General features: G+C 72.3%; 15 protein-coding genes. 11 read left to right on the top strand and 4 right to left on the bottom strand.

All coding sequences use genetic code 11. The annotated features are described in order from the left end of the window. The 8 genes from ACLBYE_RS25345 to flbD all read left to right on the top strand — a co-directional run. A partial coding sequence (locus ACLBYE_RS25345) for a flagellar hook-length control protein FliK (protein WP_447696279.1) occupies positions 1-1,299 on the top strand: 1,299 nt, incomplete at its 5' end. Positions 1,300-1,388: 89 nt separating this feature from the next. Continuing rightward, positions 1,389-2,075 carry a flagellar hook assembly protein FlgD gene (locus ACLBYE_RS25340; RefSeq protein ID WP_020090831.1) on the top strand — a complete coding sequence of 229 codons (687 nt, stop codon included), beginning with the start codon at positions 1,389-1,391 and terminating at the stop codon, positions 2,073-2,075. A 91-nt stretch (positions 2,076-2,166) separates the two neighbouring features. Continuing rightward, positions 2,167-2,442 carry a CtrA inhibitor SciP gene (sciP, locus tag ACLBYE_RS25335; protein ID WP_007569077.1) on the top strand — a complete coding sequence of 92 codons (276 nt, stop codon included), beginning with the start codon at positions 2,167-2,169 and terminating at the stop codon, positions 2,440-2,442. A 369-nt stretch (positions 2,443-2,811) separates the two neighbouring features. Further along, positions 2,812-4,443, top strand: coding sequence for a flagellar basal-body MS-ring/collar protein FliF (gene fliF, locus ACLBYE_RS25330; protein WP_447696278.1), 1,632 nt, complete (start codon positions 2,812-2,814; stop codon positions 4,441-4,443). Between the two features lie 25 nt (positions 4,444-4,468). Further along, positions 4,469-5,527 (top strand): flagellar motor switch protein FliG, encoded by a 1,059-nt coding sequence (gene fliG / locus ACLBYE_RS25325; RefSeq protein WP_020090834.1) that lies wholly within the window; start codon positions 4,469-4,471, stop codon positions 5,525-5,527. Further along, the gene (locus ACLBYE_RS25320) at positions 5,524-6,135 is read left to right on the top strand and encodes a FliH/SctL family protein (protein ID WP_447696277.1); all 612 of its coding nucleotides are present in this window, start codon (positions 5,524-5,526) and stop codon (positions 6,133-6,135) included. The genes fliG and ACLBYE_RS25320 overlap by 4 nt, the downstream gene beginning before the upstream one ends. A 10-nt stretch (positions 6,136-6,145) precedes the next feature. Then, positions 6,146-6,478, top strand: a complete 333-nt coding sequence (gene fliN, locus ACLBYE_RS25315; protein ID WP_273561429.1) for a flagellar motor switch protein FliN — start codon at positions 6,146-6,148, stop codon at positions 6,476-6,478. A gap of 57 nt (positions 6,479-6,535) precedes the next feature. Then, positions 6,536-7,897, top strand: coding sequence for a sigma-54-dependent transcriptional regulator FlbD (flbD, locus tag ACLBYE_RS25310; protein ID WP_447696276.1), 1,362 nt, complete (start codon positions 6,536-6,538; stop codon positions 7,895-7,897). 112 nt (positions 7,898-8,009) lie between these two features. Here the strand turns inward: flbD and ACLBYE_RS25305 are convergent, their stop codons facing one another. Next, positions 8,010-8,294 carry a hypothetical protein gene (locus tag ACLBYE_RS25305; protein WP_020090837.1) on the bottom strand — a complete coding sequence of 95 codons (285 nt, stop codon included), beginning with the start codon at positions 8,292-8,294 and terminating at the stop codon, positions 8,010-8,012. A 103-nt stretch (positions 8,295-8,397) separates the two neighbouring features. Next, the gene (locus ACLBYE_RS25300; protein WP_020090838.1) at positions 8,398-9,708 is read right to left on the bottom strand and encodes a capsule polysaccharide transporter; all 1,311 of its coding nucleotides are present in this window, start codon (positions 9,706-9,708) and stop codon (positions 8,398-8,400) included. A gap of 194 nt (positions 9,709-9,902) precedes the next feature. On the opposite strand from ACLBYE_RS25300, the gene ACLBYE_RS25295 reads away from it, so the two are divergent. Genes ACLBYE_RS25295 through fliP form a run of 3 tightly spaced genes read left to right on the top strand, consistent with a single transcriptional unit; the run spans position 9,903 to position 12,251 of the window. Further along, positions 9,903-10,340 (top strand): hypothetical protein, encoded by a 438-nt coding sequence (locus tag ACLBYE_RS25295; RefSeq protein ID WP_447696275.1) that lies wholly within the window; start codon positions 9,903-9,905, stop codon positions 10,338-10,340. Between the two features lie 55 nt (positions 10,341-10,395). After that, on the top strand, positions 10,396-11,463 hold the full coding sequence (locus ACLBYE_RS25290) for a lysylphosphatidylglycerol synthase domain-containing protein (protein ID WP_447696274.1): 1,068 nt from the start codon (positions 10,396-10,398) through the stop codon (positions 11,461-11,463). A gap of 29 nt (positions 11,464-11,492) precedes the next feature. Beyond that, positions 11,493-12,251, top strand: a complete 759-nt coding sequence (gene fliP, locus ACLBYE_RS25285) for a flagellar type III secretion system pore protein FliP (RefSeq protein WP_091979301.1) — start codon at positions 11,493-11,495, stop codon at positions 12,249-12,251. A 19-nt stretch (positions 12,252-12,270) separates the two neighbouring features. Here the strand turns inward: fliP and ACLBYE_RS25280 are convergent, their stop codons facing one another. Both ACLBYE_RS25280 and ACLBYE_RS25275 read right to left on the bottom strand, forming a co-directional pair. After that, positions 12,271-12,750, bottom strand: coding sequence for an AAA family ATPase (locus ACLBYE_RS25280; protein ID WP_447696273.1), 480 nt, complete (start codon positions 12,748-12,750; stop codon positions 12,271-12,273). After that, on the bottom strand, positions 12,747-15,149 hold the full coding sequence (locus tag ACLBYE_RS25275) for a hypothetical protein (protein ID WP_447696272.1): 2,403 nt from the start codon (positions 15,147-15,149) through the stop codon (positions 12,747-12,749). Before ACLBYE_RS25275 ends, ACLBYE_RS25280 begins: the two co-directional genes overlap by 4 nt. Positions 15,150-15,244 lie beyond the last annotated feature (95 nt).

Raw genomic sequence — 15,244 nt, 5'->3', positions numbered from 1 at the left:
GGGGGGCGGGCCGGCGACCGCGCCCGGGATGCGGCGCTCCAGACCGAGGCCCGGGCCGCGGACAAGAGGGCCAGCCTCGCCAAGCCGGCGGATGCGCCGGCCGCGTCCGCGCGGGCTGGGCAGGCCGAGGGACCGCCCCCCGCCGCGGGCGCGCGCGCCGAGGCTCCGAAGGTGGGCGCGGCGCGCACCGCCGAGACGGGCCGGGCGGGAGCCGCCGGGCAGCAGGATTCCGAGGCCGTCGCGGCCGGGCAGGATCCGGCCACCGAGACGGCCGGCACCGCAGGCCCCGAGGCCGACGCGGCGGTGCCGCCGCAGAAGGCCGAGGCCCCCGCTCAGACCGCGGGTTCGAGCCCCTCCGCCTCCATGCTGGCCCTCATCGCCGCGCTGTCCGAGGGCGGCGCCGCGACCGGCACGGTCAAGACCGAGCCCGAGGCTGAGACGGATGCGGGTACCGGCACGGGGCCGGCGCAGGACGGCGCTGCGTACCTCTCCGGAACCGGCGCAGCCGCGGGCCCTTCCGGCACGAACGCGCAGGGCGACCGCGCGGCCGGGGCCGTCCCGGGCATCGCCGGGACCGCCCCGGCATCAGCGGGCGCCGGTCACGAAGCCGGCAAAGTCGGGCCGGGCAGCGTCCCGGTCGACGGCCTGACGGCCGGTGGCGCGGCGGCCGCGACGTCCGATCCGGCGGCCCAGGATTTCCTCACCGCCCTGACCGACACGGGCCAGGGCGCAGGTCCGCTGCAGACGCTGCCCGCGGCGGCGCAGGGTGGCCCGGCGCCGCCCGCGGCATCCGGCCAGGCCGTTGACACGACGCGTACCGCCCAGGAGACCGCCGCGCCGACCCAGACCGCCGCGTCGCTCCAGACCGACCCGACCATCCCGATCGGCCAGGTGCCGATGACCATCGGCCTGAGGTCGCTGCGCGGGTCCAACGAGTTCCAGATCCGGCTCGATCCGGCCGAGCTCGGGCGCATCGACGTCAAGCTGGAGATCGACAAGGCGCACGGCCGCGTCATGACCCACCTCGTGGTCGACCGGCCCGAGACTCTCGCGCTGCTCCAGCGCGATTCCGGCCAGCTGCAGCAGGCCCTGTCCCAGGCCGGCTTCGATCCCTCGGCCGGCGGCATCAACCTGTCGCTGCGGGGCGACGGAGGCGCGCAGGGCGGTGGTGGCGGCGGTCAACCGGGCGATCCCCAGCGCGGCGGCGCGGGCTGGTCGCGCGATCAGGCGGAAGCCCCGCAGGAGGTCGCCCCGATCCGCGTCCTGCGCGGCTACGGCGGCCTCGACATGAGGATCTAGGCGGTGCGCGCAGCGCCCGCATCGCGGACCGACACAGACACGACGCGCATCCGGCCCCTGCGCCAGGACGCGGCACGGGAGAGATCAGCATGACGAGCGGCATATCGAGCCTGACGAGCACGACGAACACGACGGGCTCGTCCACGAGCAGCAGCGGCAACGCCACCGAGATCGCCAGCAACTTCACGCAGTTCCTGACGCTGCTGACCACGCAGCTCAAGAACCAGAACCCCCTCGACCCGATGGACACCAACCAGTTCACGCAGCAGCTGGTGCAGTTCGCCGGCGTCGAGCAGCAGCTCAAGACCAACGACCGCCTCGACAGCATCTTGAGCGCCTCGCAATCGGCGAGCTCGGCCTCGGCCACGAGCTACATCGGGAAGACCGTCTCGGCCGACGGCAGCGCCTCGCAGCTGTCCGGCGGCTCAGCCTCCTGGACGCTGAACCCGGCCCGGGCCGCCTCGAAGGCGGTGATCACGGTCCTGGATTCGAAGAGCAACGTCGTGGCCACGCAGACCACCGCGCTCAATGCCGGCAGCCAGACCTACACGTGGAACGGCAAGACCTCGGCCGGCCTGACCGCGCCCGACGGGAATTACTCGATCAAGGTGGCGGCCACGGATGCCACCGGCTCGAGCGTTTCGGTCGATACGAGCCTCACGGGCACCGTCGACGAGGTCGATCTGAGCGGAACGTCGCCGGTGCTGGTGATCGGTTCGCAGCGCGTGCCGCTGTCCAGCGTGCAGACCATCGGGTTGTCCACAAGTGGCACTTAACGAATCACATCCGAGTGACTCGCTTCAACATCTCTTAAGCGGGCACAAGTACCTTCAATGCTCGACAGGTCAGTCGAGTGTAGAGCGTATCATGACCGAACCGAGCCGCCCGAGAGTGAAGTACGTGATCGGGCCCGACGGCAGCCCCCTGACGATCGCGGACCTTCCGCCTCCGAGCACTCGTCGCTGGGTGATCCGGCGCAAGGCCGAGGTCGTGGCCGCGGTGCGCGGCGGTCTCCTCAGCCTGGAGGAGGCGTGCAAGCGCTACACGCTGACCACCGAGGAATTCCTCAGCTGGCAGTTCTCGATCGACCAGCACGGCCTCGCCGGCCTGCGGACGACCCGGATCCAGCACTACCGTCACTGATCCGCGGCGCCCGTGCCGGGCGCCCCTATCCCGGGACGCCGCCGGCGCTTCCGGGTCTCATCGAGACCGCGGGTGCCGGACCCGGCGCGTCGGCGACTCTGGTCGAGGGACCCGCTTCGCGGCCCCGGACCGACGCGAAGGCCACCCGCCCGCAGCGACGACCTCAGACGGCGCCGAGGGGCTGGCCCGGTCGAATCCGAGGACTCACGAAGCCGCGTCCGGACCCCGGGCGCGGCTTCGTTCGTTCCGGCACCCGCATCCGAGCCCGCGGGACGTCCCCGCATTAACGACCCGCTAACCACGACCTGGGCAATTTCTGCCGAGCGGGCCGCCGGGGTCCGCCAGCGTTAGAGTGCAGCGAATCCTCCCGTGAAGCCGGTTCTCGATCTCGTCACGAAGTTCGGACCGGCCCGAATCGCCGCCATGGCGGCGGTGACGCTGACGCTCATCGGCTTCTTCGCCTTCATCATCCTGCGGGTCTCGCGCCCCGACATGGGCGTGCTGTTCTCCGACCTGTCGATGCAGGACTCGGCCTCCGTGGTCCGGGAGCTGGACAGCCGCGGCATCCGCTACGAGACCCGGGGCGATGCCGGGCAGACGATCCTGGCCCCCCGCCCGGACCTCGCCAAGCTGCGCATGGACCTCGCCGGCAAGGGCCTGCCGACCCAGGGCGGCGTCGGCTACGAGATCTTCGACAAGGGCGACGCGTTCTCGTCCACCAACTTCGTTCAGAACGTGAACCACCTGCGTGCCCTGGAGGGCGAACTGGCGCGCTCGATCCGGGCGATCGGGCGGGTCCAGGCAGCCCGCGTCCACCTCGTGCTGCCGGAGCGCCGCCTGTTCGAGCGGGACCGGGAGAGCCCGAGCGCGGCGATCGTGCTGAAGCTGATGGGCGATCTCGATTCCGGGCAGGTCCGGGCGATCCGCCATCTCGTGGCCTCCGCGGTGGAGGGCCTCAAGCCCGAACGGATCTCGATCGTCGACGAGCGCGGCCGGCTTCTGGCTGACGGCGCCCGGGACGCCGCGGCCGACGTCGCCGGCGGGTTCGAAGACCGGCAGGTCGGCCTCGAACGGCGCCTGCGCGGCCAGATCGAGGACGTCGTCGCCGGCATCGTCGGCCCGGGCCGGGCGCGCGTCCAGGTCAACGCGGAACTCGACCTCAACCGGGTCGAGAGCCGCTCCGAGACCTTCGATCCCGAGAGCCGCGTCGTGCGCTCCGCCCAGACCCGCACCGAATCGGCGGTCACCGGCAATGCCGAGGGACAGGTCAGCGTCGGCAACGAGCTGCCCGGCGCCAATGGCGGCGACAAGACGCCGACGCCCAAGGACGCGACCAACAAGAACGAGGAAACCACCAACTACGAGATCTCCCGGGTCACCAAGACCGAGATCGCCGAGAGCGGCCGGATCAAGCGCCTGTCGGTCGCCGTGGTGCTCGACGGCGTCTACGCCACCGCCCCCGACGGCAAGCAGACCTACAGCCCGCGCACGCCCGCCGAGATCGAGAGGATCACCGCGCTGGTGCGCGGCGCCGTCGGCTTCGACAAGGCCCGCGGCGACCAGATCGAGGTGGTGAACCTGCGCTTCGCGGAAGCGCCGAGCGTGCCGCAATTCACCGAGCCCACGCTGATCCAGTCGCTGCTCGCCCCCACCAAGGAGGACGTGCTGCGCATGGCCGAGCTCGCCGTCCTGGCGCTGCTGACGCTCATCGTCCTGCTCACGGTGGTCCGCCCCCTGGTGCGCCAGGTGCTCGCGCCGGTCCCGGATGCCCCGGTCCTGACCGCGTCCGGAATGGCTCTCCCCGGCGAAGCCGCCGCGGTCGCCGGTCCGGGCCAGACCGTGACGGTCATCGACCGCGATAACCCGACCGCGCGGCTGATGGAGTTCGCCAAGATCAACGGCCAGGTCCAGGCCGAGACGGTCCAGCGCGTGGTCGACATGGTCCGGGCGAGCCCGTCCGAGACCGTCGAGGTGCTGCGCACCTGGATCCAGGAAGAGTGAAGCGTAGGGCGTCGAGGACAAAACGATGGCGGCAGGTGCGGCACTGGGTCTGGCGAACACGCTCGCGACGGCGGGCGGCGATTCGTTCGCGTCGATGCCCGGTCCGCAGCGCGCCGCCGCGCTCCTGCTGATGCTCGGGGAGGAGGAAGGCGCCCCGATCTGGCAGATGCTCGAGGAGGAGGAGATCAAGAAGGTCAGCGCCGCCATGGTCCAGCTCGGCACGCTGGAGGCGCAGACCGTCGAGAAGCTGATCATCGAGTTCGTGACCAAGCTCGGCAACAGCGGCGGCATCTCGTCGAACTTCGAGCGGACCGAGGCGCTGCTCCTCAAGATCTTCCCCAGCGATCAGGTCTCGCTGATCATGGCGGAGATCAAGGGCGCGTCGGGCAAGCGCGTCTGGGCCTCGATCGCCCAGGTCGACCCGGAGATCCTCGCGTCGTTCCTGCGCAACGAGTACCCGCAGACCGTGGCGGTGGTGCTGTCGCGGGTGCGCGCCGACTACGCGGCCAAGGTGCTCACCATCCTGCCGGAGGACTTCGCCATCGACGTCCTCAACCGGATGCTGCGCATGGAGACGGTGCAGAAGGAGGCGCTGCGCCACATCGAGGAGACGCTGCGGGTCGAGTTCGTGTCGACCATCGCCCAGACCCAGCGCCGCGACGCCCACGAGATGATGGCCGACGTGTTCAACGCCTTCGACCGGCAGACGGAGGGCCGCTTCCTCGCCGCCCTCGATCAGGCGAACCGCGGCTCGGCCAAGCGGATCCGCGAGCTGATGTTCACCTTCGAGGACCTGCTGAAGCTCGATCCGGGCAGCGTCCAGACCCTGCTGCGCAGCATCGACAACGAGACCCTGTGCCGCGCGCTCAAGGGCGCCAACGAGCCGACCCGCGGCTTCTTCCTGAGGCAGATGTCGACCCGCGCGGCCAAGAACCTCACGGACGAGATGGCCTCGCTCGGGCCGGTCCGCCTCAAGGAGGTGGATGAGGCGCAGGCCAAGATGACCGAGATCGCCAAGGACCTCGCCGAGAAGGGCGAGATCATGATCGCCAAGAATAGCGCCGAGGAGGAGCTGGTCTATTGAGCGCCCAATCCGCCCGGAGCGCGAAGCCGTTCCTGTTCGAGACCGACTTCCGCAGCGGCCGCCCCAGCGCCGAGGCCCTGCGCAACGCCGAGACCGCGGCCCGCTCCGAGGCCGAGGCCCATGCCCGCGGCATGCAGGAGGGCCGGGTCCAGGCCGAGGCGCAGGTCCAGGGCCGGCTCGCCGACGCCATGACCCGCCTGGCGCTCGCCGCCGCGGGCCTGATCGCCCAGGCCGACGCGCGCGACGCCGAGCGTGAGGCGCAGGCGGTCGAGGTGGCGATGCTGATCGCCCGCAAGGTCGCGGGCGACGCCCTCGAAGCCGCCCCGCTCGCGGGCATCGGCGAGGCGGCCCGGACGGCGCTCCAGCACCTGCGCGGCGTGCCGCACTTGGTGGTGCGGGTGCACGACGGCCTGGTCGAGGAGGCCGAGGCCCTGATGAAGCGCCTCGCGCGCGAGCGCGGCTACGAGGGCCGGCTCGTGGTGCTGGGCGACCCCGACATGGCGGCGGGCGACGCCCGCATCGAGTGGGCGGACGGCGGCATCGTGCGGGAGCGCGCCCGCATCGAGGCGGCGGTGCTCGACGCCCTCGGCCTGCCGACGGGCCCGTGAGGAGATCCTGATGTCCGACGATTTCAGCCTGCCCCAGCTCGGCGAGCACGACACCGACTACGCCGCGGGCTCGATCCGCGACGCGCCCACCACCCCGAAGAGCGCGGCCGACCTGGAGCAGCTCTTCGACGTCCCCGTGATGGTCTCGGCGGTGCTGGGCTCCGCCCGGATGCCGATCGGCGACCTGCTCCGGCTCGCGCCCGGCGCGGTGCTCGAGCTCGACCGGAAGGTCGGCGAGGCGATCGACGTGTTCGTCAACAACCGGCTGGTTGCCCGCGGCGAGGTCGTCCTCGTCGAGGACCGGCTCGGCGTGACGATGACCGAGATCGTCAAGGGTGAGTGATTTTCGGCCGCGGACGCCGTTGTGCTGTCCGCGCGCGGGTTTTGAGAGGGACGAACCATGCGGCTCCTGATGATCGGGCGGCTCAACGGCGAGCTGATCACCGCCTCGAAGATCGCGATGCAGCGCGGCGCCGCCGTCACGCAGGCCGACGCCGTGCCGCAGGGCCTCACCGTCCTGCGCGCCCGGGGCGCCGATCTCATCATGATCGACGTGGGTCTGCCGATCCGCGATCTCGTCACCGCGCTGGAGGGGGAGCGGATCCGCACGCCGGTGGTCGCCTGCGGCGTCTCGGCGGACGCCTCGGCCGCCGTGGCGGCGATCCGGGCGGGCGCCAAGGAGTACATCCCGCTCCCGCCCGACCCCGAGATGATCGCGGCGGTGCTGGAGGCGGTCGCCACCGACCGCGCCGCCTTCGTCTGGCGCGACCCGTCGATGGAACGGGTGGTCAAGCTCGCCGAGCAGGTCGCCCGCTCCGAGGCCTCGGTGCTGATCACCGGCGAGAGCGGCACCGGCAAGGAGGTGCTGGCCCGGCACGTCCACCAGAAGTCCAACCGGGCGGGCAAGCCCTTCGTCTCGGTGAACTGCGCGGCGATCCCCGAGGCCCTTCTCGAATCCGAGCTGTTCGGCCACGAGAAGGGCGCGTTCACCGGCGCGGTCGCCCGGCGCATCGGCCGGTTCGAGGAGGCGAACGGCGGCACGCTGCTCCTCGACGAGATCTCCGAGATGGACGTGCGCCTGCAGGCGAAGCTGCTGCGCGCCCTGCAGGAGCGGGTGATCGACCGGGTCGGCGGGACCGCCCCGGTGCGGGTCGACATCCGCGTGCTCGCCACCTCGAACCGCAACCTCGCCGAGGAGGTCCGCAAGGGCACGTTCCGGGAGGACCTGCTCTACAGGCTCAACGTCGTCGGCCTGCGGCTCCCGCCGCTGCGCGAGCGTCCGGCCGACATCCTCGAACTCGCCACCCACTTCGCCCGGAAATACGCCGCGGTGAACGGGATGCCGGTCCGCCCGCTCTCCGCGGAGGCCCGGGCGCTCGTGCTGCGGAACCCGTGGCGCGGCAACGTGCGCGAGTTGGAGAACACCCTGCACCGGGCGGTGCTGCTCGCCTCGGGCGACGCGATCGGCCCGGAGGCGATCCTCTCGCCCGAGGGTGAGACCTTCGCGGCCGAGGGGCCGGCCGCGCGCGCCGCCCAGGTCGCCGAGGCCGCCACCCGCGGGCTGGTGGGCCGGACCGTGGCGCAGGTCGAGTGCGATCTGATCCTCGACACGCTGGACCACTGCCTCGGGAACCGGACCCACGCGGCCAAGATCCTCGGGATCTCGATCCGGACCCTGCGCAACAAGCTCAACGAGTACGTGTCGGCGGGCCTCGACGTGGCCGAGCCCGGCAGCGTCCGGGCGAGCGTCGCCTGCGGCTGACGCGCATCCGCGGAGCGGCCCCGGCGCGGACGCGCCGGGCGACGGCGAACGTCACGGATGTGAAGGGCCGGGCGTACCCGTGCCGTGACGGGGGCGGACCGGCGATGACGCCCTAGCGCCGCCCGCTCTGGGCCGCCTTGTGGGCTTCGGCCTGGGCTGCGAAGGCCGCGTCGAGCTTGCGCAGGGATTCGTAGCGGGCGACGTCACCCTCGACGTCGCGGATCGTCTCCTCGACGAGGTGGCGCTGGAGGGCGACCCGCGGGTCGTCCGGCGGGAACGCCTCCCGCTCCTGCAGTCGAAGCACGGCCTGCCGCACGACCGTGTAGACCGCCTCGCGCTCCTCACGGGTCATCGACGGCTGAATCGCCTTCGCGACGAGATCGGAGAAATCCGACATGGACCGTTAGACTTCGCTCATCCAGATGCGCCCGGTTGGCCGGGCCGCCTCCCTCTACAGATCGCGCGGCCCGGGATCCAGATCCCGGGAGCCGCGGATGCCGCTACATCCTCTGGTCGCGGATGCCGGCGATCAGCAGCGCGGACGAGCTCCAGATCACCAGGAAGCAGAAGAACGATACCAGCAGGGAGTGGCCCCGCTCGGGATAGAGGCTGTCGGTCGGCAGGACCGGCGGCACGAAGGTGGCCAGGAAGATGTGCTGCTTGCTCGCCGAGATGCGCGCCCGGTCGAGCAGGCTGTGGGCCGATTCCTCGAGCTTCTCGGCGATGGTCCGCTCGACCAGCAGGCCCTCGTACTGGAGCAGCGCCTCGGTCATGTTCTGGCCGCCGGCGGCAGCGTTGGCGCTCGTCAGCTCGTCCTGGAGCGACTTCATCTGCTGGTCGATGGCCGCGATGTTGGCCACCAGCGTCTGGATCGAGCGCGAGCGCTCGTCGAGGCTGGAGCCGCGCAGGACCTGCAGGTCGTTCTCGGCCTTGAGCTTGTCCTTCCGCAGCAGGGTCAGCGTGGTCAGCGTGCCCTCGGCGGTCTTGATCGGATCGATCACGCCCCACTGATTGCGGAACGCCTGCAGCGCCACGTGCGCCTTGCGCAGCCGGTCCTGGGCGACCTTCGCGTCGGCCTCGGCCTGGGCGACCATGTCGGCCTGGGCGCGCTTGGAGATGTCGTTGATCAGCGCCTCGGAGCGCGACACGACCGCCTGGGCGATGGTCAGGGCGTCCTCGGGCGTGAAGGCGCGCACGGACAGGCGGATCACGCCCGAGATCGAGTCGATATGCGCCTCGACGTGCTTGCGCCAGTATTTGGTCAGGTCTTCGATCGGATCACTGGGGTCGAAGCGGGCCCAGAAATCCGCCTCGGACCGCGAGAACATCTTGGAGATGCCGATGCTCTTCTCGAGCGCCTCGACCAGCGTCTGGCTGTTGATGTAGTCGCGGACGATGAAGCTGTCCTGGCTGTTGTGCTTCTGGATGAGGTTCGTGTACTGGCCGAGCGAGATGTTCTCCATCGGCTCGACGTTGCCGCGGACCGCGAACTGGGCTTCCGCGACGTACTGATTGGACGCGAACGCGAACAGGTACAGCCCGACCACCAGGGTCGGCAGGAGCACGAACAGGCCGACGCGGCGGATGATCCGCGCGCCGTAGGTCGAGGTGTCCTCCTCGCGGGGACGCAGGCCCGGCAGACGGCTCCAGTCGAGGCGCTGCCGCACGGTCGCCACGAGGGCCCGGGCGGTCCGCTTCTCCGGCACCGGCCGGATCGTCTCCGCGCTGCGCCGCAGCTCCGTCATGGTCGGAGCGGCGAACGTCACGATCTCGCCTTCGCGCGTGTCGTCCTTGACGTCGTCGAAGCTCATCCGCTCTTTGTTCCTGGGTCTGCGCCGGTTCCGCTGCCGCGGCGCCGGCCGAGGGGCGGCCCGTGCGCGGTTACCGGAATCCCGTTCTTTTAGGCCCTTTTTATGGCGCCCGGCCCGCCCGCCGCCCGGCTGCTGCACCGCGGCGACGGGCGCCGTAGCCCGGGGCCGGTATCGCGTCCTACAGTCTCCGAATGATGACAGAACCGCTTGCCGCGGCCCCGGATGGCCGCCCGGATGGCTGCCCGGCGGGCCGCACGGCCAAGACCAAACTCTCCGAGATCGTCGTCGTCTGCTCGAAATGCGCGAAGCGGCAGGGCCTGCGCGGGCAGGACCTCCGCGCGCTCTTGAAGAAGGCCGGGAAGCGGGCCGCCCGCGACGGCGGCGGACGCCGGCGGAAGTTGTGCATCGTGGAATCGGGCTGCCTCGGCCCCTGTCCGAAGCGCGCCGTGGCGGTCGCGACCGGCGCGAGCCTGGCCGAGGGCCGGGTCGTCCTGCTCGATCCCGCCGCCGGGCCCGCTGAGGCGCTCGCCGCGGTGCTCAATCCCGTCCTGCCGCGTCGCAGGGTCCCCGAATTCGGCCCCAATACCGCTCTAGCGGCGATACCACCCGACGAATCGCCGCCGGTCCGCTGACCGGCACAACCTGGAGCGCGCTCTTGCCCGCCTCTCGACGCGAGGCCCGCACACCGTGACCGGCGACCCTGTTTCCCGGAAGCGGCGGGCGGCCCACGCCGTGCTGCGTCGCCTGCCGCTGTTCGGCACCCTGATCGGCCTCGGCCTCGCCGTCTGGCTCGTGGCGACCAACGATCTCGCCGCGGTGGCCGCGGCCTTCGGACGGATCGGCGTGGCGGGCTTCGCCGGCGTCACGCTGGTGCGGGTCGTGGTGATCCTGCTCTGCGGCCTCGCCTGGGCGCGCATCCTCGACGGGCTGGCGCCCGCGACGGCTTCGGCCTGCATGATCCTGCGCTTCGTCCGCGAAGGCATCAACGTGCTGCTGCCCGTGGCCTCGGTGGGCGGCGACGTGCTGGGCGCCCGCCTCCTCACCTTCTGGGGCGTCGCCGGCTCCCTGGCGGCCGCCTCCGTGCTGGCCGACATGCTGTTCCAAGTGGGAACGCTCGCCCTGTTCGCCGGCCTCGGCGCCGGCCTCCTGAGCCGGGTCGAGGGCGCCGAGGCGGCCGCCCTCGCCAGCTGGACGCTGCGGACGCTCGTCGTGGCCGGGCTGGCGGTGGCGGCCTTCTTCGCCTTCCAGCGGACCGGCATCGTGCGGGTGCTCGAGGATCGCCTCGCCGCCCTCGGCCGGCGCTTCGTGCGCGACGCCGAGGCGCGCCCCGAGCCGAACCGCCGGATCCAGGGTGCCCTGGACACGGTCTGGGCTCCGGGCCGCCGGGGCCACCTCGCTCAGTCGTTCGCGCTCCACGCCCTGGCCTGGCTGCTCGGCACGGTCGAGGTCGCGGTCGTCCTCGCCTGCATCGGCGTGGACCATGTCGGCTGGGCCGACATTCTGGTGATCGAGGCGCTGAGCCAGGCGATCAAGGCCGCCGCCTTCGTTGTCCCGAGCGGGCTCGGCGTCCAGGAGGGCGGACTGGTGCTGGTCTGCGGCCTGTTCGGCATCGACGCGGGGACCGCCCTCGCCCTGTCGCTCGCGCGCCGCGTGCCCGACGTGGTGCTCGGTCTGCCGGCCCTCCTCGTCTGGCAGAATCTCGAGGCCCGCCGCGCCGGCGTTCGCCCGGCCACCCCCACCTGCGACCGTCCGTGACCCGAGACCTTCCCGTGCCGACACGCCCGATGCGCCAGGTCCCGAAGCTGCGCCTGCCGCCGGTCGCGCTCGCCGCACTGGTCGCGCTGGCCGGCGGAGTGCTCGCCGCCGGTCCGGCCCTCGCGCAGAGCGTCACCCTCGATCTCGGTGCCGGCGGCACCACCGAGCGCGCCCTTCAGCTCGTGGCGCTGATCACCGTCCTGGCGGTGGCCCCCTCGGTGCTGGTGATGGCCACGGCCTTCACCCGCATCGTCGTCGTGCTGTCGATCCTGCGGTCGGCGCTGGGCACCCAGACCGCGCCGCCGACAGCGGTGCTCGTCAGCCTCGCGCTGTTCCTGACCGCCTTCGTGATGGCCCCGACCGGCCGCGCCGCCTACAGCGCCGGCATCGAGCCGCTGATCGCCGGCCGGATCACGCAGGCGCAAGCGTTCGAGCGTGCCTCGGCGCCGTTCAAGACCTTCATGCTGCGCAACGTCCGCGAGAAGGACCTGAAGCTGTTCCTCGACCTCGCCAAGGTGCCGACGCCGAAGGGACCCGAGGATGTCGGCCTGGAGATCGTCACGCCGGCCTTCATGATCTCGGAGCTGCGCCGCGCCTTCGAGATCGGCTTCCTGCTGTTCATCCCGTTCCTGATCATCGACCTCGTGGTCGCCTCGGTGCTGATGGCGGTCGGCATGATGATGGTCCCGCCGGCCACGGTCGCGCTGCCGTTCAAGCTGATCTTCTTCGTGCTGGTCGACGGCTGGACCCTGGTCGCCGGCTCCCTGGTCCAGAGCTACGGCGGCTGACGGCGGCCGTGCCGGGCCGTCAGCCGGCGTGGGACGTCGCGTCGACGATCCGGACCGCCGCGAAGCCCTCCGCGCGCGACGGCGGCTCGAACAGACGGTCGACGGAGCGGATGCTGTCTTCGGGAACCTGTCGGTCGGCAGCGCGCCGCCGGTTCCGCTCGAGGGCGACCGCGAGCGGCGCGCGGATCCAGACCGCCTCCGCGGCGACGCCGCAGGCTCGCGCGATGGCGAGGATCGGCGCACGGTGCCGCTGGCCGGGCAAGGCGGCGTCGAAGTAGACGCGGCTGAGCCGGGGCCGCTGCCGCGCTATCCAGGTGGACTTGCCGGCCCCCTGCAGCCCGCACACAACCACGAGCCGCTCGACCGAGTCCGCGGCGAGCGCCGCGCGCAGCGCCGCGAGGGCCAGCCGCCACGCCTCGGCGTTCCGTTCGGGCGTCCAGACGCGGCCGCGCTCGGTCTCGAGGAAGGCGTCCGGGTCGATGACGACCGCCGCGCTCACCCGGGCGGCGCGCCGGGTGTCTCGGCGCTGCTCTGCTGCTGTCCGCCCTGGGCACCGGCGGCGGGCGCCTCGCCGCCCGCACCCGGAGCCTCGGGTCGGCCACGCGCGGGCGCGGCGGCATCCGGATAGCGCTTGCGATACTCGGCGAGGAAGGCCGACAGCGTCTGGACCTTCGTGGCGCGCGCCGCGATGTCCCGGAAGCCCGGTGCCCGGGTCGGGTCGGTTCCGGTCAGGAGCGCGAAGGTGCGGGCATCCGGGCTCGCCGCCATCCCCTCCGAGAATTTCGCCTTCAGCCGCTCCAGGCCCACGGCCTCGTGCGCGAGATCGTAGGCGATCGCGGCGCGCACGATGTCGGCGCGCGCCTGATCGTCCAGCGGCTGGCCGGACTGCCACGTATCGCCCAGCAGCGCCTCGTGGGCCTCCCCGGCCTCGCGCCAGCGGCGCGCGCCCCAGTAGATGTCGGCGCGCAGGCGCTCGATATCCGGACCGCTCTCGTCCTCGATCGTTTCCAGCGCGAGGTCGGTGCGGGTCAGGTCCGACAGGGCCCTGGCGCGGACCAGCCCGCGGGCGCGCTTGAGTTCGCCCGGAAGCTCGGGCAGCTCGGTGGCGTCGAGGACCTTCAGGGCCTCCATCGGCTTGTCGTCCATCAGCCGGACCGTCGCGAGCCGCGCCGCAACCGCGGATCGTGCCGGGCCGGTGAGGCGGTTGTCGATCTGGTACTGCAGCAGGTCGGCGGCCGAATCGAGGAGGTCGAGGGTCACGAGGCGGTCTGCCAGACGGCGCACCACCTCGTCGCCGCGCCGCCCGATCGGGCTCAGCTCACGGAAATCGAAGAAGAGCGAGACGGCCTCGATACCGGAGAGCTTGTCGCCCTTGTCGGTGAGGTACAGGTTCTCGAAGGCAGTCTGCGCGTCCCGCGCCAGGGCCGCGGTCGCGGGGGCGTTCGGCGCGAAGACGTTGGCCCGGCGCACCACTGTGAAAGCGTCGCGCCACCGGCCGGCGGCGAGATAGAGGCGGGCGAGACCGGCGGTGATGCCGTCCTCGACCGGGCCGCCGTGCCAGGTCAGGGCGAGCCGCTCCAGCCGCTCGATCGCGGCGTCGGGCGCGAGCTTGCCGGAGGCCTGCGCCAGGAGCGCGCCCCTGAGCGCGGCCTCGACCGAGACCGGGCGGACGGCCGAGTTGTCGAGGCGCGCGTAGGCGTCCAGGGCCGCCTCGGTCTGGCCGGTCGCCTCGGCCACGCGGGCGCGGACCATCGCCAGCCGGTCACGGATCCAGGGCGGCAGGTCGCGCTCGGCCTCAGAGCGCGCGGCAGCGGTCTCGGCATCGCCGTTCTCGATCGCCGATTCGGCGGCCCGGGCCCGGACCATCTGCGCGACGTCCGCGGGATAGCCGTCGGCCAGCGGCAGCACCTTGAGGAAGCCGGTTTCCGCCGTCTTCCAGTCGCCGGCCCCGGCCGAGGCCATCGCGCGCCACAGCGCGGCCTCGCGATCGTCGCTCAGGAGCGGGACGCCGAGGGCCTTCAGCGCCTCGGCGCTCCGGCCGATCCGCACCAGGGCGATGCCCCGCAGGACGGCGGTGTCGCGCTGGATCGCCAGCAGCGGATCGTCGGCGGCCGCGATCTCCAGCGCGGTGAGGCCCTCATAATCGAGGCCGTTGGCGAGATCCGCGCGGGCCAGCGCCAGACGGGCCGGCCCGCGCTCGGTCGGCGTCGCCGCGACGGCCGCGTCGAAGAGGCCGCGCAGGGTGGCGCGGACATTCCCCATCCTGGCGCGTTCCCAGGGCTCCTTCGCGATCGCGAGGGCCCCCGCGTCGACGAGCGCCACGTCAGGCTTGCGCGCCGCCATGGACGCGGCGAGGCCGCCCTCGCGGCCGATCGAGACGCCGTCGAGTTCGGGCCGCACCGCCAGATCGTCGGCGCCGGCGAGCACCGCGAGGCCGTGCCGGCTCGGCAGGATCTCGAAATCGACGAAGCGACGGTTCTTCGGATTGCCGACGGGGCGCTGCGCGGCCGACGTGACCACCGCGATCCGCTCATCGTCGAGGGCGAGCCACGTCGCCGATCCGGGATGCGGCAGCGCCAGGGTGACGGCGATGCGGCCGGACGGATCGGGCTTGCGGGCGGGATCGATCGTGTCGCTCGGACTCAGCGCATTGCCCGCCGAGAGTTCCCAGGCCACGCCGGTCCCGGTGGTGACGGCGTTGAGATCGACGAGCCGACCCGGCGGAACTGGGAACCGCACGACCGTGAGCGGCCCCGTCCGGGCTGGCGCGCCCATCGGCGCGAGGCCCTGGCTCGACGGCGGGACGACCACCGGCTCGGCGGTCTCGAAGGCCAGCGTCGCGATCCCGCCGCGCTCGAACAGGACCGCCGGCGGGAGGGTCTGAAACGGGAAGAGCAAGCCTCCGCCGGCCCGGCGCGTCGGCGGCGGCTCGGGGGGGCGCGGCGCGACCGCCGGCGCAGCGACTGGCGCAGCGGCCGGGGCCGGGCGCGGCG

This window comes from Methylobacterium sp. A52T, assembly GCF_053346095.1.
Note: the sequence above shows the minus strand (reverse complement) of the source record. Positions and strands in the feature narration are given on the sequence as shown.